The following is a 17,006-nucleotide window of genomic DNA, read 5'->3' on the forward strand; positions in this document are numbered from 1 at the left end:
TGGTCGGGAACGCCCCCGTTCGCCCTGCTTGAATCACGTTTCGCCGTGCATCTCCCTAGCCTGGAGTGATGGGTGACGACAGGCGGCTCGCGGCCGTGGTGGCACTGGCGCAGGGCATGGCCGCCGCGCACAGCTCGCGTGAGGCATGGCGGGCGGCGGCCGTCGGTGCCTGCCTGGCGCTGGGCGGCAGCTTCGCCGCGCTGTCGGTGTGGGAGCGCGAGCTGGGCCGGCTCAGGGTCCTGGTGAACATCGGACGGCTGGCCGAGGGCGAGGAGGAGTTCCCGGAGGACGAGTCCTATCCGGTGCACCAGTTCGCGGAGATCACCGAGTTCCTGCACGAGCGGTGGGCCGGTGGCGGTGAGCCCGACGCCTGGGTCGAGACGGCCGAGGGGCCCGCCGCCGGGCGTCCCGGATACGTCCATCAGCGCGTCGCCGCCCTGCGCCGCCGGGGGCGCGGCTGCTGTGTGGTCGCGCCGATCGTGCTGCACGGCCGCGCCTGGGGCGAGCTGTACGTGGCCCGTCCGGTGGGGGAGCGCGTCTTCGAGCGGGCCGACGCCGACTTCGCCACCGTACTGGCCTCGGTCGTCGCCGCCGGGATCGCGCAGACCGAGCGGCTGGAGGAGGTCCGGCGGCTCGCGTTCACCGACGCGCTCACCGGGCTGGCCAACCGCCGTGCCGTCGACTCCGCACTGGACGAGGCCGTCGAGCGGCACCGCAGGGAGGACGTCGTCGTCAGTCTCGCCGTATGCGATCTGAACGGCCTCAAGCGGGTGAACGACACGCACGGGCACGCCGTCGGCGACCGGCTCCTGGAGCGTTTCGGGTCGGTGCTGTCGCTGTGCGGGGCGATGCTGCCGGGGGCGCTCGCGGCGCGGCTCGGCGGGGACGAGTTCTGCCTGCTCGCGGTCGGGCCGTCCGCCGACGCGGTGGTCGAGGCGGCCGAGGAGCTGTGCCGCAGGGCGGCCGAGCTGGAGCTCGGGGACGGTGTGGCCTGCGGGGTCGCCTCCACGGAGGACCCCGTCGGGCCCGTCCGCTCCGCCCGCCGGCTGTTCCGGCTCGCCGACGCCGCCCAGTACCGCGCCAAGGCCGAGCGGTCGGCCGGACCGGTCGTCGCCGGCCGCGAGGGGCCCGACGACCCCGTCGTACGGCTCGCGGACGAGCCCTCCCGGGAGGAGGACGGGGAGCGCAGGCGGTTCCGCGGGCGGCACTCGCCGTGACGCCGCTGCCGGTAAGGGGCGCTCCTGGCGTCCGATCGTGACCCACCCCCTCGTGACATCGTTGAATTCACTGCGTACGCTCCTGAATATGGATATGCACACTGTGATGGTGGGGACGTCCGGGGTCACCGCGTCCGACGTCCTCGCCGTGGCGCGGGCCGGTGCCCGGGTCGAGCTCTCCGGCGAGGCGGTGGCCGCCCTGGGCGCGGCCCGCGACATCGTGGACGCGCTGGCCGCGAAGCCGGAGCCCGTGTACGGCGTGAGCACCGGCTTCGGCGCCCTGGCCACCCGGCACATCAGCCCGGAGCTGCGGGCGCGGTTGCAGCGCAACATCGTCCGCTCGCACGCCGCCGGGATGGGTCCGCGCGTCGAGCGCGAGGTGGTCCGCGCGCTGATGTTCCTGCGGCTGAAGACCGTCTGCTCCGGGCGCACCGGCGTCCGCGCCGAGGTCGCGCAGACCATGGCCGACGTGCTGAACGCCCGGATCACCCCGGTCGTGCACGAGTACGGCTCCCTCGGCTGCTCCGGCGACCTCGCCCCGCTGTCGCACTGCGCGCTCACCCTCATGGGCGAGGGGGACGCCGAGGGCCCCGACGGCACCGTACGGCCGGCCGGTGAGCTGCTCGCCGAGCACGGGATCGCCCCGGTCGAGCTGCGTGAGAAGGAGGGGCTCGCCCTCCTCAACGGCACCGACGGCATGCTCGGCATGCTGGTCATGGCCCTCGCCGACCTCGACACCCTCTACAAGTCGGCCGACGTCACCGCCGCGCTGACCATGGAGGCCCTGCTCGGCACCGACCGCGTGCTCGCCCCCGAGCTGCACGCCATCCGCCCGCATCCGGGGCAGGCCGCCAGCGCCGCCAACATGGCCGCCGTACTCAAGGGCTCGGGCCTCACCGGACACCACCAGGACGACGCCCCCCGCGTCCAGGACGCCTACTCGGTGCGCTGCGCACCGCAGGTCGCCGGCGCCGGACGCGACACGATGGCCCACGCGGGTCTCGTCGCCGAGCGCGAGCTGGCCGCAGCCGTGGACAACCCGGTCGTCCTGCCTGGGGGTACCTCCCAGGCTTTCGGCACTGGGGGAGGCCGCGTGGAGTCCAACGGCAACTTCCACGGCGCCCCGGTCGCCTACGTCCTGGACTTCCTCGCCGTCGCCGTCGCGGACCTCGGCTCCATCGCCGAGCGGCGCACCGACCGGCTCCTCGACAAGAACCGCAGCCACGGCCTGCCGCCGTTCCTCGCGGACGACGCCGGCGTCGACTCCGGTCTGATGATCGCCCAGTACACGCAGGCCGCCCTGGTCAGCGAGTTGAAGCGGCTGGCCGTACCGGCCTCCGCGGATTCGATCCCGTCCTCCGCGATGCAGGAGGACCACGTGTCGATGGGCTGGTCGGCGGCGCGCAAACTGCGCACGGCCGTCGACAATCTCACCCGCGTGATCGCCGTCGAGCTGTATGCCGCCACGCGCGCGATCGAACTCCGCGAGGGCCTCACCCCCGCCCCGGCCTCGCAGGCCGTCATCGACGCCGTACGGGCGGCCGGGGTCGAGGGTCCCGGGCCGGACCGCTACCTGGCGCCCGACCTCGCCGCGGCGGACGCGTTCGTGCGCGCCGGGCACCTGGTCGCGGCGGCGGAGACGGTCACGGGGCCGCTGCGCTAGCGGCCGGCGAAGACAGAGGGGTCCCGTCGGGAGGACGGGGCCCCTCTGAGCTGCGCCGAGCGGCGAACGGTCAAAAAAGCCAAAAGAACGTCAAGAGCTATTAAAAACCGATGCGTTCCCGGCGCACCGAATACCCGACGAAGCTGACTCCGAGACCGAGGCAGAGGGCGCCGCCGACGACGTACGGCGTGCTGTCGAAGCTTCCGGTGTCGGCCAGGCGGGTCGTGCCCTCACCGGTGGCCACCGTGTCCGTGGACGCGGCTCTGGCCTGCTCGGTGACCTGCGGAGACGGGCTCGCGGAGGCGGACTTGAGCACCGGTGTCTCGGGTGTCGCGTTCGCGGACGGGACGAACCACATGGCGCACAGCAGGCCGCCTGCGGCGGCGGCGGTCAGCAACGGACGGCGAGCGGATGACACGGAATATCGATCCCCTTGTGGCGCTGGCGAATTGGCCGTGTGGGCAGATGTTAGTGAAAGTCGCGGGTCACAGGAAAGTCACGGGAGGGGTCGGCCTTACGCTCCGGGCATGAGTACTCCAGAGACATCACGTTTTGTACGGATTCGCGTCGAGCTCGTTCTCGCGGTCGACGACGAGGAGGCCGTCACCGGAGCCGCGCTGCAGTCGCTCGCCGACGACACCGACCTCGCCGAAGCGGAACGGGCCGACGCCGAACGCGCCGTGACGGAGGACACCGCCGAGGCGCTGGCCCATCTCGTGGACCCGTTCGACCTGGTCGCCGAGGTGCCCGGGGTCGAGCTCCAGCAGGCCTCCTGGAGCAGCGAGCTGGTCGACTACGACCCCGATTCGCCCGAGTGGGACCTCGACGAGGATGATGGCGACGAGAACGACCCGGAAGACGAGGAAATGACGGTCGGCTGACGCGGTGTGGGGAAATACGTGACCCCGGGCGGCAACCACCGCCCGGGGTTTCGTCGTCTCAAGGGGCGCACCGACCGACCCCCGCATCGCCCCCCGCCTCCCGCGGCAAACGTGGTATGCCCCACACATGCGAGCGATGTGGAACGGGACGAACCGGTCGTAGCGTTGAAGGTTATTGACGGGGAATCTCGGGGTTTCCGGATCGGCGACGATGGAGAAGCGTGTGATGACGGACGGTAAGCGGCGCAAGGGCCTGGTGGCCGCGTCCGCACTGCTCGGCGGTGTGCTGGTGCTCTCGGCATGTTCCAGTAGCGACGCCGACACCTCCGGGGGTGGGGACGGGAAGACCTCGCAGGCCGAGGCCGACAGGGCGGCGGCCAAGAAGGCCTCCGAGGCCCAGATCAAGATCACGCCCGGGGACAACTCGGACAACGCCTCCATCAACAACTCCGCCGGCGTCACCGTGAGCAAGGGCACGCTCACGGAGGTGAAGATGACCGCCACCGACGGCACCGAGGTCAGTGGTGAGATATCCGCCGACAAGACCAGCTGGAAGCCCAGCGGGCAGCTCGAGCGCGCCACCACCTACAAGCTGACGGCGACCGCGACGGACTCCGAGGGCCGCGCCGCCCACGAGAACTCCTCGTTCACCACGGTCTCCCAGAAGAACAGCTTCATCGGCACCTTCACCCCGGACGACGGCAAGACCGTCGGCGTCGGCATGCCGGTGTCGATCAACTTCGACAAGGCGATCACCAACAAGGCCGCCGTCCAGAAGGGCATCACGGTCAACACGACCAGCGGCCAGGAGGTCTCCTGCCACTGGTTCAGCACCCAGCGCATGGACTGCCGCCCCGAGGACTACTGGCAGGAGAACTCGACCGTCACCCTCAAGCTGGCGCTCGACGGAGTCGAGGGCGCCGAGGGCGTCTACGGCGTCCAGCAGAAGTCGGTCAGCTTCAAGATCGGCCGCAACCAGGTCTCGTACGTCGACGCGAAGACCAAGCAGATGAAGATCACGCGGAACGGCAAGACCGTCAAGACGATCCCGATCTCCGCCGGCTCCCCCGAGAACAAGACCTACGAAGGCCAGATGGTGATCTCCGAGAAGTACAAGGAGACCCGGATGGACGGCTCGACGGTCGGCTTCACCGACGACGACGGCAAGGGCGAGTACGACATCAAGGACGTGCCCCACGCCATGCGTCTGAGCACCTCCGGCACCTTCATCCACGGCAACTACTGGGGCAAGGGCATCTTCGGCCAGGCCAACACCAGCCACGGCTGCGTGGGCCTGGCCGACACCCAGGGCGCCGACGACCCGAACACGCCGGGCGCCTGGTTCTACAACAACTCCATGATCGGTGACGTGGTCGTCGTCCAGAACACCGGCGACAAGACCATCGCCCCGGACAACGGCCTCAACGGCTGGAACATGGACTGGGCCCAGTGGAAGGCGGGTTCGGCCATCTGACGCCGAACTCCCCGTCGCCCTGCGGCACTTCCGCCGGACGCCCGCCACCCCTCACCGGGGAGGCGGGCGTCCGGCGTCACGTCGACGACAGCGAAGCCGCCGCGTCCGTCCCCCAGCTCGCCAGCAGCCGCAGGCCCTCCGCCGACGGGGAGCCCGGCTCCGCGTGGTACGTGACGAAGGCCTGCTCGTCGTCGTCGACCAGGCGGAACGTCTCGAAGGACAGGGTCAGGTCACCGACCAGCGGGTGCCGCATCCGCTTGACGCCGTAGCTCTTCTCCTTGACGTCGTGCGTCGCCCACAGCCGCCGGAACTCCTCGCTCTTCACGGAGAGTTCGCCGACCAGCGCGGACAAGCGCGGGTCGTCCGGATGCCGGCCCGCGTCCATGCGCAGGAAACTGACCATGTCGGACGCCTTCTGGTCCCAGTCCACGAACAGGTCGCGGTAGTCCGGGTTCAGGAAGACCAGCCGCGCCCAGTTCCGCTCCTGCGCCGGCAGCCTGCCCCAGTCGCCGAAGAGGGCCGCCGCCATCCGGTTCCAGGCGAGGATCTCCGAGCGCCGGCCGGAGACGTACGCCGGCACCGTGTCGATCGACTCCAGCAGCTGGAGCAGCGCCACCCGCACCGGCTGCTGCGCCCGCGCACCCGCCGACCGCCGCCGCTGCTGCTTGGGCTTCGCCAGATGCGTCAGGTGCGCCTGCTCGGCGTCGGACAGTCTCAGTGCGCGGGCGATCGCGTCGAGGACCTCCGCCGACACGTTCCGTCCGTTGCCCTGCTCCAGGCGTGTGTAGTACGCCACCGACACCCCGGCCAGCTGCGCCAGCTCCTCCCGGCGCAGCCCCGGCACCCGGCGGTGCCGCCCGAACGACGGCAGCCCCACGTCCTGGGGCTTCAGCCGGGCCCGCCGGGTGCGAAGGAACTCGCTCAGTTCGGCACGCCGGTCCAGCTGTCCATCCATACCCTCCAGTATCGCCGGTCGTATTCCCGGTCGTACGCCCCGGAGCCTGTCCCCGCCAGTGGTACGCACACTGGTCGTAGGCAAAGCCGTGGTCTGGGTGGATGTCCGGATCGGAGGCAGGCTGGAGGCCATACCCACACCGCTGTCACGAGGATTCCGGAGACCCGGCATGACCACTGTCGCCGCATACGCCGCACCCGCCGCCAAGGCACCGCTGGAGCGGACCACCATCGAGCGGCGTGAGGTGCGCGAGCACGACGTCCTGATCGACATCAAGTTCGCCGGCATCTGCCACTCCGACATCCACCAGGTGCAGGAGGGCTGGGGCGAGGCCATCTTCCCGATGGTCCCCGGCCACGAGATCGCGGGCATCGTCTCCGAGGTCGGCCCCGGCGTCACCAAGTACGCCGTCGGCGACCGGGTGGGCGTGGGCTGCATGGTCGACTCCTGCGGAGAGTGCGACAACTGCGCGGCTGGCCAGGAGCAGTACTGCGCCGCCGGCAACATCGGGACCTACAACGCCGTGGGCAAGGACGGGGAGCCCACCTACGGGGGCTACTCGGAGAAGATCGTCGTCGACGAGAACTTCGTCCTCGGCATCCCCGAGGGCATCGCCCTGGACGAGGCCGCGCCCCTGCTGTGCGCCGGCATCACCACCTACTCCCCGCTCAGGCACTGGAACGCCGGTCCCGGCAAGAAGGTCGCCGTCGTCGGCATGGGCGGCCTCGGCCACATGGGCGTCAAGCTCGCGCACGCCATGGGCGCGGAGGTGACCGTGCTGTCGCAGTCGCTGCGCAAGCGGGAGGACGGCCTGAAGCTGGGCGCCGACCACTACTACGCCACCAGCGACCCGGCCACCTTCGAGCAGCTGGCCGGCACCTTCGACCTGATCGTCTCGACGGTCTCGGCCCCGCTCGACTTCGGCGCCTACCTGGGCCTGCTGAAGACGGACGGCGCCCTGGTGAACGTCGGCGCACCCGAGGAGCCGGTCTCCCTCAACCTCTTCTCGCTGCTCGGCGGCCGCAAGACCCTCGCCGGGTCCATGATCGGCGGCATCCGGGAGACCCAGGAGATGCTGGACTTCTGCGCCGAGCACGGCATCGGAGCCGAGATCGAGCTGGTCGCCGCGTCCGAGGTCAACGAGGCGTACGAGCGGGTCCAGGCGAGCGACGTGCGCTACCGCTTCGTGATCGACACGGCGACGATCTGACCGGCCGGGAAATCTTTTTTCGATTTCCTCTCCCTCGGCTGTCACACGGCCGCGCCGCCCCGGGTCATACCGCCGTAGACACACACGGCGGACGCCCGGACGGGCAGGAACCAGGAAACAGGAACCCGTCCGTCCGGGCGCCAGGACCCCGGGAGCAGTCATGACGTACCCCTCGTACCCCTCGTCCCCCACCACCCCCCTCCTGGTCACCGGCAGTACGGGCACCCTGGGCGGCCACGTCGTCCCGCTGCTGCGGGCGGCCGGCCACGAGGTACGGGTCCTCACCCGGCGACCCCGCCCCGCCGAGGACGGCGTCACGTACGTCACCGGCGACCTGCTCACCGGCGAGGGCGTCGAGGCCGCCGTCGACGGCGTGCACACCGTCCTGCACCTGGCGGGCGGCCCGAAGGGCGACGACGAGGCGACCCGCACGCTGGTGCGCGCCGCCTCGCAGGCGGACGTACGGCACCTCGTGTACATCTCGGTGGTGGGCGCGGACAGCGTCCCGCTGGCGTGGCTGCGCACCAAGCTGGACTCGGAGCGGGCGATCGCCGACTCGGGCATCGCGTGGACGGTGCTGCGGGCGGCCCAGTTCCACGAGCTGACCCTGACGATGATCGAGAAGATGGCCAAGCTGCCGGTCCTCCCCGTCCCGGGCGGACTGCGCCTCCAGCCGGTCGACTCCCGCGAGGTCGCCGCCCGTCTGGCCGAGCTGACCCTCGCGGCACCCGCCGGCCGGGTCCCCGACATGACCGGCCCCGAGGTCCACGACCTGGCCGCCCTGGCCGGCCCGTACCTCGCCCTGCACGCGCGGCGCCGGCGCCCGCACCTGCCGGTCCGCGTCCCCGGGAAGGCCGGCCGCGCCTACCGCGCGGGGGCGAACCTCACGCTGGAGGGTGCGTGCGTGGGCCGGCGGACGTGGGAGGAGTTCCTGTCGGAGCGGGCCGGGCGCGGGACGGTGACGGCTGCCGCGCCCCGCGCGTGAGCCCGGCGTTCAGCGGCGCCGCAGTGACGCGTCCAGCAGCGCGGGCGGGGTGTCGAACTTCTCGTGCGCGGCCAGGTCGGTCCCGGGAGCGACGATGGAGTCGATCGCGTCGAGTACGTCGGCGGGGAGCACGGTGTCGGCGGCGGCGAGCTGCGAGCGCAGGTGGTCCAGGGTGCGGGGGCCGATGAGCGCGCTGGTCACGGCGGGGTGCGCGGTCACGAAGCCGAGCGCCAGCTGGATCATGGTCAGGCCGGCCCCGTCGGCGACCTCGGCCAACCGCTCGACGGCGTCGAGCCTGGCCCGGTTGGCGGGCAGGGAGGTGTCGAAGCGCTCCGGCATGAACGCCGAGCGGTGGGTGGCGACCTCCCGGCCCGCGCGTACCGCCCCGGACAGCCAGCCCGAGGCCAGCGGGCTCCACACCAGCACACCGAGCCCGTACCGCTCGGTCACGGGCAGTACGCCGGTCTCGATGCCGCGTTGCAGGATCGAGTAGCTGGGCTGCTCGGTGACGTAACGGCCCAGGCGCTGCTCGCGGGCGGCCCACTGGGCTTCCACGATCCGGTACGCGGGGAAGGTCGAGGAGCCGAAGTAGCGGATCTTCCCGGCCCGTTGCAGGTCGGTCAGGGCCGCGAGCGTCTCCTCGTCGCTGGTGGCCGGGTCCCACCGGTGGATCTGATAGAGGTCGACGTGGTCGACACCGAGGCGGCGCAGGCTGTTGTCCAGCTCGGTGACCAGCCAGCGGCGCGAGGCGCCCCGGTGGTTGCGCTCCTCGTCCATCGGCATGCCCGCCTTGGTGGCCAGCACGATGTCGTCGCGGCGGCCCGCGATGGCCTTGCCGACCATCTCCTCCGACTCGCCGGCGCCGTACATGTCGGCCGTGTCGATGAGGTTGACCCCGGCCTCCAGGGCCGCGTCGACGATGGCGGTGGCCTCGTCCTGGGTGGTGCGTCCGATGCTGCCGAAGTTCATGGCGCCGAGGGCCAGGGAGCTGACCTGTACGCCGGTGCGGCCCAGGGTGCGGTACTGCATGACGGTGTTCCTCCGGTGTGGTGGGGCGGGGTGCGGGCGCGTCGATGGGGCGTGGCGAGAGGGGAACGACAGGCACGACAGGTCCATGCCAATGCGGCACGGGCAAGGCTTGGTGGCCGGCCCCGCACTCTGGCATCATGACCAAGTGGAACCTTGTCCCGTTTGATGGTGGCGACGATACGGAACGGTGTCCCGTTTAGCAACCCCGGGTGGCGGAGGAACGACGTGGTGCAGGAGCAGGACGGCGACGAGGCCGCGGAGCGAGCGGCCCGGCCCAAGCGGGCGGACGCCCGGCGCAACCAGAAGACACTGCTCGACGCGGCCGCCGCGGTCTTCGTCGCGTCCGGCGTGGAAGCGCCGGTGCGGGACATCGCGGCCCGGGCCGGCGTCGGTACGGCCACGATCTACCGCCACTTCCCGACGCGGGCGGACCTCATCATCGGCGTCTACCGGCACCAGGTGGAGTCCTGCGCCGAGGCGGGCCCGGCGCTCCTGGCGAGCAGCCGGACCCCGTACGCCGCACTGGGCGGGTGGATCGACCTCTTCGTCGACTTCCTGGTCACCAAACACGGACTCGCCGCCGTCCTGCAGTCCGACAACGCCGGCTTCGAGACGCTGCACGCGTACTTCCTCGACCGTCTCGTACCGGTGTGCGCCCAGCTCCTCGACGCCGCGACCGCCTCCGGCGAGATCCGGTCCGACCTGTCCGCCCTCGAACTCATGCGCGGCGTCGGCAACCTCTGCATCGGCGCGGAGAGCGACCCCCGCTACGACGCGCGCCGCCTGGTCGAGCTCCTCGTCGCGGGGCTGCGCCGACAGGACTGACCGCGCAGGCCGACGCCCCTCGGCTGTCAGTGGTGGCAACTAGATTCCGGGTATGAAGAGTTGGATCGACAGTCGGCTCGGGGGCGCGTACCCGGGCCATGAGGTGAATCTCGTCTTCGTCCGAGGGCTGGCCGCCGACGCCGTCGCCCAAGGGCTCGGCGGGTTGCGGCGTCAGGTGCTGGAGACGGGGGTGGCGGGCGAGTGGACCTGGGCGATGCACGACTCCTTCGCCCCGGAGGCCAACGACTACGACACCGCGGACTACCGGCCGCTGTGCGAGGGCGGCGGCGAGGCGGTGGTGTTCATGGTGGAGCCGTGCAGCGCCAAGGCCCACTCGCCCGACTTCACGTACTACCGGGACGGCCGGTGCGTACTGCACTTCAGCTTCGAGGATGTGGGCCAGCGGGTGGGGGACAACCCCGACCACCTGTCCGCCGAGCTGCTGGAAGCAGGCCTGATAGGCCCGGACGCGTACTGCGAGCTGGCGGACGAGGACGACGGACACGACTGCTTCGAACATCTCGATGACCATGACGACCGCCTGGTGCGGGCGATAGCGTCTGCCTTCGGCCTGCCGTCGCCGCCGCTGGCCGAAGAGGTGGCGGCGGGATGAACCGGCTGCCTCCACACACGTTCGCCACGTTCTGCCGGGGCATGGACACCGGCCTGCTCCAGCGAATCCTGGCGGATTCGGGACGACCGGCACGGGCCGTGGGCGACGGCGGCGGCTGGGGGTGGGTGCTCCAGGACGCCGTAGCGGCGCCGAACGGGCAGGGCCCGGAGGAACTGGCCAGGGACATCACCGGCTACCGCTTCGTGGAACTGGTGGGACGCGGTGCGGAGACCGTGTTCCTGGCGTCCACGCCGGCGTGCGAGTGCCCGCACGGCCAGGACTACCTGGTCCCGCACTGCCCCCGGCACCCGTTCCAGTTCGCCTACCACCGCGGCGGCTTCGAGCAGTCGTACTTCAACCTGGGCGCCCGCAGGGAATCGCGCCGGGGAGGCGCGATGCCGGACCTTCTGCTCCGGGAGCTCCTGGCGGCGGGCGTGGTGGGCAGGGAAACACCGGAGCCGGGCTTCAACGAGGACGGCGCGGTGACGATGGAGCTTATCGCCCGCCACTTCGGCCTTCCCACGCCGCCGTCGCAGGAGCGGCGGGGGACTGAGGATCGGTAGCCGGATGCCGCCAGGGGTGCCGCCGTAAGGGGATTTCACAACGGCGTGGCGCACGGCCGTAGGACCATGAGCGAGCCTTCCAGGGTCGCCGCCATGGCGAAGGGGAACCGGTCGACCTCGAGGCAGAGCGCGACGTCATCGGGGTGGACTCCTTGGCGCACACCCTCGGCCAACTCGGCGGCGGCGCGCGACTCGGCGGCGCGGCGGAGGAACTCGGCGGCATCCGTCCCGGCTCCGGCCGCTCTCCGGGCGATGTACTGAGCGCACGCCAGATCCTCATCGGCCCGCCCGTCGTCGCCGGTGACCACGAACGTGACGCTGTCGCACTCGCGCGTCCGCAGGAGCCGGGCCGTTGCCTCCGCCACCACGAAGCCGGCGCACAGCACCAGCGACGCCTCCTTGACCGCGAGGGCACCGACCGTGCCCGCCGTGGTCTTCTGCACCACGGTCCGTCCGCCAAGATCAGCGGACCGCAGCAGCCCAGGCGAGTTGACCAGGTCGAAGCCGGGCGCGGGCGGACCGTCCTTGAGTGCCACCCAGTCCGGGTGGGAAGCCTTGAGGGCCAGCGCCTCGTCGAGCGACCCGGCAAGAACGATCTTCTCCGCCCCTCGGGCAAAGGCCCAGGCGGCCACGGTGAAAGCCCGCATGACATCGACCACGACCGCCACGGACGGGGCTTCGGCCAGCTCAGGGATGCCAAGAAAGCGAGTGTCCATCTCCATACGGCGCTCCGTCATGTCATCCGCTCAGGTGGGCGAGGAGATCGTCTCCGGCCGGATAGGGGCGTTCCGCGGGCAGCAGCCGGGCGGCAGAGTCCAGTTCACCGGCACTGACCAGGGCATGGATCTCGTGTGCGAGAGGGGTCACGTCGCTGATGGCGACCGTCCACTCGTCCGCGTAGCGACGCGCGGCCTCGCCGGAGAGGCCAAGCTGCAGGGAGCGGTAGGGCAAGGGCCGCAGGCGCAGGTCCCGCTCGGGATCCCACTGCACACGAGTGGGCGCCCGCCTCAACTGACGCTGCCAGGCGGCTCGGTCGGGGTGCGTCCCTCGGACGTAGCTCGACAGACACGCCCGGCGCAACGCCCACTCGAACCCGTCGCGGCTGATCTCGACCGCGAGAACGGTCTCCTGCCCGGCCTTCGCCCCCCAGCCGCAGCGGTACATCATCCACAGGAACGACGGCTTGATCCACGTCATCCTGTCCCGTTTCCAGGCGGCGGGGAAACGGCCCTCGCGGGCGGCGGGCGCCCCGATGCCCGGGGAGTACGCCTGGTAGACGGTGATCGTGGACTCCGCGTAGGTCGCGCGGATCCCGCGTCGGGGTTCTTCCATGACGTACAGCGTGGGGTCGGCCGGCCCGGGACACCACCGGTTTTCGCTCGCCGCCCGCCGAGGCGGAGGCGGAGAAACCGCCTCTCACCGGTGTCGGAGGCCGGCCGGACGGGGTGGAGTGTCCGTCACCGCGGACCGGTGCCTACAGCGCGTCGAACAGAGGGACGATGCGGACGACGATGACCAGCGGGTCCCGCGGTGCCACGAGGAAGTAGAACCACCCACCGGCGGCGTCCATCCGTCGTAGGCCGCCTGGACGCGGACCGTTGCCCGGGTCGCTGATGTCGATGCCCGTACTCGCGAGATCGACGAGCTGGCCGGCCAGACGTTCCGCTTCCGCCACGACATGCGCCGGGATGCCTCCTGCCACGTGATCGTGGTCGGGGTCGTACTCCCATCACCACTCCATGATCATCGAGAGGGGAGTCCGACTGCGGCGTGGGCTTGGTCGAGGATGCGGCCGATCTCGGAGGCGGCCTGTCGCGCATGGGCGGCGTCGCCCGGCTCGGCGCCGTCCTCCCAGTGGTGGAAGGCTGCCGCCAGGGCGGGCTGACGCTGGATGTGGACGTAGACGGCCCACTGGGCGATGAACCGTTGCAGGGGCGCCAGATCCGAGCCCTGCCGGGACTGGTCCGCCGCCTGGTCCAGCTCACGCGTGAACGCCGTCAGCGCGGCCGGCGCGATCTGCCTGATGGCTTGACGCAGAGCGGCGACCGTGGCGGGGGCTGGGGGATGAGCGGTTGCCCGGCAGCCGTGGTGGTCATTGCTACTCCCATGGGCGCGAGTCTGATCCCACACCTCAGGGTGTCCGGCGTGAGGGCTGGCCCACCGCTCGAACGGGTGAGCAGAACCGATACGTCCGTCCCACCCTTTGGACAGGGCGGGCCCGGAATCGTTCGGGCCCCTCGCGCGTTGACCAGAGCGGGCGTCAGACATCGGCGGTGTGCGAGCCGAGCAGCCCGAAGGACCTGGCTGAGAGATTTTGGAGGGCCGTGATGGCTGCGCAGACGCAGAGGGCCGTGCTTGCGGGCGGATGCTTCTGGGGGATGGAGGAGCTGGTCCGCCGGCTCCCGGGCGTGACCGCGACCCGGGTCGGATACACCGGGGGCGACGTGCCGAACGCGACGTACCGCGACCACGGCACGCACGCCGAGGCCATCGAGATCCTCTTCGACCCCGAGAAGACCGATTTCCGCGCCCTCCTGGAGTTCTTCTTCCAGATCCACGACCCGAGCACCAAGAACCGCCAGGGCAACGACATCGGCCTCAGCTACCGCTCGGCGATCTACTACGTGGACGACGAGCAGAAGCGGATCGCCGAGGACACCATCGCGGACGTGGACGCCTCCGGTCTGTGGCCGGGCAAGGTCGTCACCGAGGTGGAGCCGGTCGGCCCCTTCTGGGAGGCCGAGCCCGAGCACCAGGACTACCTGCAGCGCTACCCGGACGGCTACACCTGCCACTTCCCGCGCCCGGGATGGCGGCTGCCCGCCCGCGCCGAGAGCTGACCGGCGGGCGGCCCGGTCGGAAGTCCGCCGGGCCGTCCGTCGTACGGGTGTCAGTGCGGCAGTGTCGCCGGGCTGCCGCCGTTCGCCTCGTAGCCCGCCACCGCCATGGCACGGTAGACGGCGAACTCGCCCGCCGGGTCCGGCGACATGGTCCAGGGCAGGGCGCCGACGTGGCCGTCGATGAGTATCAGCTGGTTCATGGCCTCGGCCCAGCGCTCGCCGCGGACCAGGAAGAAGACCAGCAGGTGGCGCACGTGTGCCTGCATCGGGTCGTCGGGGCGGGCGGAGTGCACCGCGTGCAGGGCGCCGTGCACCGCCTTGGTGACGACCTCGCTCTGGTGGAAGCCCCTGACCAGCGTGATCTCGGGCAGGTGCTCGAAGACGGCGAAGAGCGGCATCGCCGCGAGCAGGGAGCCCTGCGGCGCGCGGGCCGCCGCCGCCTCCGCGAAGGCGTACGCCAGGTCGCGGGAGCCGTGCCACTTCTCGCACCAGTAGTGCAGGGCGGCCAGGTGGGCGCCCATGTGGTTCGGAGCGCGGTCCAGGATCTTCAGCCAGAGCTGCTCGAAGTCCTCACGCGGGTAGGCGAGCCCGCGCGCGACCGAGAGCTCGATGATGTACGGGATCGGGTCGCCGGGGGCGAGCAGTGCCGCCTCTCCGCACGCCGCCTTCGCCTCCTCCATGATGATCCGGAAGTCGTCCGTGCCCGGCGTCGCCGTCCGCCACGCCTGCTGCACCAGGAACTCCGCGTGCACGGCCGCGCCGCCCGCGTCCTTGGGGGCCTCGGCCCGCCACACCCGCAGCCACTGCCCGCCCGGCGACTCCCCGGCACCGCCGGGCCGCTGCCGCAGCTCCAGCGACGCGGCGCCCGCGAAGGCCTGCACACGCTGCCAGCGCCGCTCGCCCCGCGCCTCCGTGCCGGCGAGGAGCTGCTGGGCCCCCCGGTAGTCCTGTGTGCGCTGCACCAGGTCCAGGACGTCCAGCAGGTCCTGGTCGGGGCCGGGCATGCGGATGTCCAGCTCCTCCTCACGGGCGAAGCCGTAGTTCGCGGGGTCCGCCGCGTCCGGGTGGCCGGCGGGTACCAGACCGACCGCGCTCCGCCGGCGCCGCAGAACGGGAAGCAGCACGAAGCCCAGCATGACCAGCGCTATCAGGACCCAGAGAATCTCCATGTCTCAAGCGAACCAGACGCCGCCGACAATTGGCCAACCTGTCCCCCCGCCCTGTGGAAAACGCGCGGAGTCGTCCACGCCGCTACCCTCGGTGCCCATGAGCGACAGGCACATCAGTCAGCACTTCGAGACGCTCGCGATTCACGCGGGCAACACCGCCGACCCCCGGACCGGCGCGGTGGTCCCGCCGATCTACCAGGTGTCGACGTACAAGCAGGACGGCGTCGGCGGGCTGCGCGGCGGGTACGAGTACAGCCGCAGCGCCAACCCGACCCGTACGGCCCTGGAGGAGAACCTCGCCGCCCTGGAGGGCGGCCGTCGCGGCCTCGCGTTCGCGTCCGGACTGGCGGCCGAGGACTGCCTGTTGCGTACGCTGCTGCGCCCCGGCGACCACGTGGTGATCCCGAACGACGCGTACGGCGGTACCTTCCGGCTCTTCGCCAAGGTCGCCACCCGGTGGGGCGTGGAGTGGTCCGTGGCCGACTCGAGCGACCCCGCCGCCGTGCGGGCCGCGCTGACGCCGAAGACCAAGGCCGTGTGGGTGGAGACGCCCTCCAACCCGCTCCTCGGTATCACCGACATCGCCGCCGTCGCCCAGGTCGCCCGGGACGCCGGCGCCCGGCTCGTCGTCGACAACACCTTCGCCACGCCGTACCTCCAGCAGCCGCTGGCGCTCGGCGCGGACGTCGTCGTGCACTCCCTGACCAAGTACATGGGCGGCCACTCCGACGTCGTCGGCGGCGGGCTGATCGTGGGCGACCAGGAGCTGGGGGAGGAGCTGGCCTTCCACCAGAACGCGATGGGCGCGGTCGCCGGCCCCTTCGACTCCTGGCTGGTGCTGCGCGGCACCAAGACGCTCGCCGTGCGCATGGACCGGCACAGCGAGAACGCCACCAAGGTCGCCGAGATGCTCTCCCGGCACGCGCGCGTGACGAGCGTGCTGTACCCGGGGCTGCCGGAGCACCCCGGGCACGAGGTCGCCGCCAAGCAGATGAAGGCCTTCGGCGGCATGGTGTCCTTCCGCGTCGAGGGCGGTGAGGAGGCGGCCGTCGAGGTCTGCAACCGCGCGAAGGTGTTCACGCTCGGTGAGTCCCTGGGCGGCGTCGAGTCGCTGATCGAGCACCCCGGCCGGATGACGCACGCCTCGGCCGCCGGTTCGGCCCTGGAGGTGCCCGCCGACCTGGTGCGCCTGTCGGTCGGCATCGAGAACGTCGACGACCTGCTCGCTGACCTTCAGCAGGCCCTGGGCTGAGGGCGGTCCGTCCGGGGGCTCACCAGCCTTCCCAGCCCGTCACGGGTGGGGTCGTCTCCGACGGCGGCTCCGCCCAGGGCTGGACGGTCAGCGCCCACACCGTGAACGCCACGGCCGCGGCGCACAGCACCAGCCACATCAGGCGGCGGGCGGCGGTCCTGCGCCGCAGCATGCGGCCGCCCCGGCGCACGGCGTCCGCGTACAGCTCGGGCGGCACCCGCGGCGGCGACTGCTCCATGATCCGTCGTACGGCGGCCTCTCGCTGGAGGCGGTTCACCGGGGCCCGCCCGGGCGCCACGCGCGCGTGGCGATCGCGGTGCGGGCCGTCAC

General features: G+C 71.5%; 19 protein-coding genes and 1 pseudogene. 11 read left to right on the forward strand and 9 right to left on the reverse strand.

Annotated elements, in window-relative coordinates:
• Positions 1–68: 68 nt before the first annotated feature.
• Complete coding sequence (locus tag ACH4NX_RS10955; RefSeq protein WP_351397504.1) at positions 69–1,217, forward strand: diguanylate cyclase domain-containing protein; 1,149 nt, start codon at positions 69–71, stop codon at positions 1,215–1,217.
• 94 nt (positions 1,218–1,311) lie between these two features.
• Positions 1,312–2,880 (forward strand): histidine ammonia-lyase, encoded by a 1,569-nt coding sequence (hutH, locus tag ACH4NX_RS10960; RefSeq protein WP_351397640.1) that lies wholly within the window; start codon positions 1,312–1,314, stop codon positions 2,878–2,880.
• Positions 2,881–2,980: 100 nt separating this feature from the next.
• On the opposite strand, the gene ACH4NX_RS10965 is transcribed toward hutH, so the two are convergent.
• On the reverse strand, positions 2,981–3,298 hold the full coding sequence (locus ACH4NX_RS10965) for a hypothetical protein (protein WP_398127928.1): 318 nt from the start codon (positions 3,296–3,298) through the stop codon (positions 2,981–2,983).
• A 109-nt stretch (positions 3,299–3,407) separates the two neighbouring features.
• Between ACH4NX_RS10965 and ACH4NX_RS10970 the strand changes: the two genes are divergently transcribed.
• Both ACH4NX_RS10970 and ACH4NX_RS10975 read left to right on the forward strand, forming a co-directional pair.
• On the forward strand, positions 3,408–3,761 hold the full coding sequence (locus ACH4NX_RS10970; protein ID WP_351397498.1) for a hypothetical protein: 354 nt from the start codon (positions 3,408–3,410) through the stop codon (positions 3,759–3,761).
• Positions 3,762–3,987: 226 nt separating this feature from the next.
• On the forward strand, positions 3,988–5,235 hold the full coding sequence (locus tag ACH4NX_RS10975; protein ID WP_398127927.1) for an Ig-like domain-containing protein: 1,248 nt from the start codon (positions 3,988–3,990) through the stop codon (positions 5,233–5,235).
• A 76-nt stretch (positions 5,236–5,311) separates the two neighbouring features.
• Here the strand turns inward: ACH4NX_RS10975 and ACH4NX_RS10980 are convergent, their stop codons facing one another.
• On the reverse strand, positions 5,312–6,190 hold the full coding sequence (locus ACH4NX_RS10980; protein ID WP_351397492.1) for a helix-turn-helix transcriptional regulator: 879 nt from the start codon (positions 6,188–6,190) through the stop codon (positions 5,312–5,314).
• A gap of 169 nt (positions 6,191–6,359) precedes the next feature.
• Here ACH4NX_RS10980 and ACH4NX_RS10985 point away from each other — a divergent pair, with 169 nt between their 5' ends.
• Entirely contained in the window at positions 6,360–7,400 is a 1,041-nt protein-coding gene (locus ACH4NX_RS10985; protein ID WP_351397489.1) for an NAD(P)-dependent alcohol dehydrogenase, read from the forward strand.
• A 160-nt stretch (positions 7,401–7,560) separates the two neighbouring features.
• Positions 7,561–8,385 carry an SDR family oxidoreductase gene (locus tag ACH4NX_RS10990; RefSeq protein ID WP_398127926.1) on the forward strand — a complete coding sequence of 275 codons (825 nt, stop codon included), beginning with the start codon at positions 7,561–7,563 and terminating at the stop codon, positions 8,383–8,385.
• Positions 8,386–8,394: 9 nt separating this feature from the next.
• On the opposite strand, the gene ACH4NX_RS10995 is transcribed toward ACH4NX_RS10990, so the two are convergent.
• The gene (locus ACH4NX_RS10995) at positions 8,395–9,414 is read right to left on the reverse strand and encodes an aldo/keto reductase (RefSeq protein ID WP_398127925.1); all 1,020 of its coding nucleotides are present in this window, start codon (positions 9,412–9,414) and stop codon (positions 8,395–8,397) included.
• A 228-nt stretch (positions 9,415–9,642) separates the two neighbouring features.
• On the opposite strand from ACH4NX_RS10995, the gene ACH4NX_RS11000 reads away from it, so the two are divergent.
• From ACH4NX_RS11000 to ACH4NX_RS11010, 3 genes are read left to right on the forward strand one after another with little or no spacing between them, the layout of a single operon-like run.
• The gene (locus tag ACH4NX_RS11000) at positions 9,643–10,239 is read left to right on the forward strand and encodes a TetR/AcrR family transcriptional regulator (protein ID WP_398127924.1); all 597 of its coding nucleotides are present in this window, start codon (positions 9,643–9,645) and stop codon (positions 10,237–10,239) included.
• Between the two features lie 52 nt (positions 10,240–10,291).
• On the forward strand, positions 10,292–10,852 hold the full coding sequence (locus tag ACH4NX_RS11005) for a hypothetical protein (protein WP_351397479.1): 561 nt from the start codon (positions 10,292–10,294) through the stop codon (positions 10,850–10,852).
• Positions 10,849–11,415 (forward strand): hypothetical protein, encoded by a 567-nt coding sequence (locus ACH4NX_RS11010; protein ID WP_398127923.1) that lies wholly within the window; start codon positions 10,849–10,851, stop codon positions 11,413–11,415. Before ACH4NX_RS11005 ends, ACH4NX_RS11010 begins: the two co-directional genes overlap by 4 nt.
• Before the next feature lie 35 nt (positions 11,416–11,450).
• Here ACH4NX_RS11010 and ACH4NX_RS11015 read toward each other — a convergent pair whose 3' ends face one another.
• The 4 genes and pseudogenes from ACH4NX_RS11015 to ACH4NX_RS11030 all read right to left on the reverse strand — a co-directional run bounded on the left by ACH4NX_RS11015 (position 11,451) and on the right by ACH4NX_RS11030 (position 13,511).
• Entirely contained in the window at positions 11,451–12,131 is a 681-nt protein-coding gene (locus ACH4NX_RS11015) for a 2-phosphosulfolactate phosphatase (RefSeq protein WP_351397638.1), read from the reverse strand.
• A 22-nt stretch (positions 12,132–12,153) separates the two neighbouring features.
• On the reverse strand, positions 12,154–12,747 hold the full coding sequence (locus tag ACH4NX_RS11020; protein WP_351397473.1) for a DUF4291 domain-containing protein: 594 nt from the start codon (positions 12,745–12,747) through the stop codon (positions 12,154–12,156).
• Positions 12,748–12,889: 142 nt separating this feature from the next.
• Positions 12,890–13,117, reverse strand: a complete 228-nt coding sequence (locus tag ACH4NX_RS11025) for a hypothetical protein (RefSeq protein ID WP_398127922.1) — start codon at positions 13,115–13,117, stop codon at positions 12,890–12,892.
• Positions 13,118–13,158: 41 nt separating this feature from the next.
• A pseudogene (locus tag ACH4NX_RS11030) lies at positions 13,159–13,511 on the reverse strand (DUF6247 family protein).
• 231 nt (positions 13,512–13,742) lie between these two features.
• On the opposite strand from ACH4NX_RS11030, the gene msrA reads away from it, so the two are divergent.
• Positions 13,743–14,255: a peptide-methionine (S)-S-oxide reductase MsrA gene (gene msrA / locus ACH4NX_RS11035; protein ID WP_351397467.1), complete on the forward strand. Its 513-nt coding sequence runs from the start codon at positions 13,743–13,745 to the stop codon at positions 14,253–14,255.
• A 50-nt stretch (positions 14,256–14,305) separates the two neighbouring features.
• On the opposite strand, the gene ACH4NX_RS11040 is transcribed toward msrA, so the two are convergent.
• A complete protein-coding gene (locus ACH4NX_RS11040) occupies positions 14,306–15,424 on the reverse strand; it encodes a hypothetical protein (RefSeq protein WP_351397464.1) in 1,119 nt (372 codons plus the stop codon).
• A gap of 97 nt (positions 15,425–15,521) precedes the next feature.
• On the opposite strand from ACH4NX_RS11040, the gene ACH4NX_RS11045 reads away from it, so the two are divergent.
• Positions 15,522–16,676 (forward strand): cystathionine gamma-synthase, encoded by a 1,155-nt coding sequence (locus ACH4NX_RS11045; RefSeq protein WP_351397461.1) that lies wholly within the window; start codon positions 15,522–15,524, stop codon positions 16,674–16,676.
• Between the two features lie 19 nt (positions 16,677–16,695).
• Here ACH4NX_RS11045 and ACH4NX_RS11050 read toward each other — a convergent pair whose 3' ends face one another.
• Entirely contained in the window at positions 16,696–16,953 is a 258-nt protein-coding gene (locus tag ACH4NX_RS11050; protein ID WP_351397458.1) for a hypothetical protein, read from the reverse strand.
• Between the last annotated feature and the right edge of the window lie 53 nt (positions 16,954–17,006).

It is taken from the genome of Streptomyces sp. NPDC017225, from assembly GCF_044331465.1.
GTDB lineage: Bacteria > Actinomycetota > Actinomycetes > Streptomycetales > Streptomycetaceae > Streptomyces.

Bases quoted from the DNA above. Each gene is read 5' to 3' on its own strand.
- ACH4NX_RS10955 (WP_351397504.1), top strand. From the start codon at position 69: ATGGGTGACGACAGGCGGCTCGCGGCCGTGGTGGCACTGGCGCAGGGC.
- hutH (WP_351397640.1), top strand. From the start codon at position 1,312: ATGCACACTGTGATGGTGGGGACGTCCGGGGTCACCGCGTCCGACGTC.
- ACH4NX_RS10970 (WP_351397498.1), top strand. From the start codon at position 3,408: ATGAGTACTCCAGAGACATCACGTTTTGTACGGATTCGCGTCGAGCTC.
- ACH4NX_RS10975 (WP_398127927.1), top strand. From the start codon at position 3,988: ATGACGGACGGTAAGCGGCGCAAGGGCCTGGTGGCCGCGTCCGCACTG.
- ACH4NX_RS10980 (WP_351397492.1), bottom strand. From the start codon at position 6,190: ATGGATGGACAGCTGGACCGGCGTGCCGAACTGAGCGAGTTCCTTCGC.
- ACH4NX_RS10985 (WP_351397489.1), top strand. From the start codon at position 6,360: ATGACCACTGTCGCCGCATACGCCGCACCCGCCGCCAAGGCACCGCTG.
- ACH4NX_RS10990 (WP_398127926.1), top strand. From the start codon at position 7,561: ATGACGTACCCCTCGTACCCCTCGTCCCCCACCACCCCCCTCCTGGTC.
- ACH4NX_RS10995 (WP_398127925.1), bottom strand. From the start codon at position 9,414: ATGCAGTACCGCACCCTGGGCCGCACCGGCGTACAGGTCAGCTCCCTG.
- ACH4NX_RS11005 (WP_351397479.1), top strand. From the start codon at position 10,292: ATGAAGAGTTGGATCGACAGTCGGCTCGGGGGCGCGTACCCGGGCCAT.
- ACH4NX_RS11010 (WP_398127923.1), top strand. From the start codon at position 10,849: ATGAACCGGCTGCCTCCACACACGTTCGCCACGTTCTGCCGGGGCATG.
- ACH4NX_RS11015 (WP_351397638.1), bottom strand. From the start codon at position 12,131: ATGGACACTCGCTTTCTTGGCATCCCTGAGCTGGCCGAAGCCCCGTCC.
- ACH4NX_RS11020 (WP_351397473.1), bottom strand. From the start codon at position 12,747: ATGGAAGAACCCCGACGCGGGATCCGCGCGACCTACGCGGAGTCCACG.
- msrA (WP_351397467.1), top strand. From the start codon at position 13,743: ATGGCTGCGCAGACGCAGAGGGCCGTGCTTGCGGGCGGATGCTTCTGG.
- ACH4NX_RS11040 (WP_351397464.1), bottom strand. From the start codon at position 15,424: ATGGAGATTCTCTGGGTCCTGATAGCGCTGGTCATGCTGGGCTTCGTG.
- ACH4NX_RS11045 (WP_351397461.1), top strand. From the start codon at position 15,522: ATGAGCGACAGGCACATCAGTCAGCACTTCGAGACGCTCGCGATTCAC.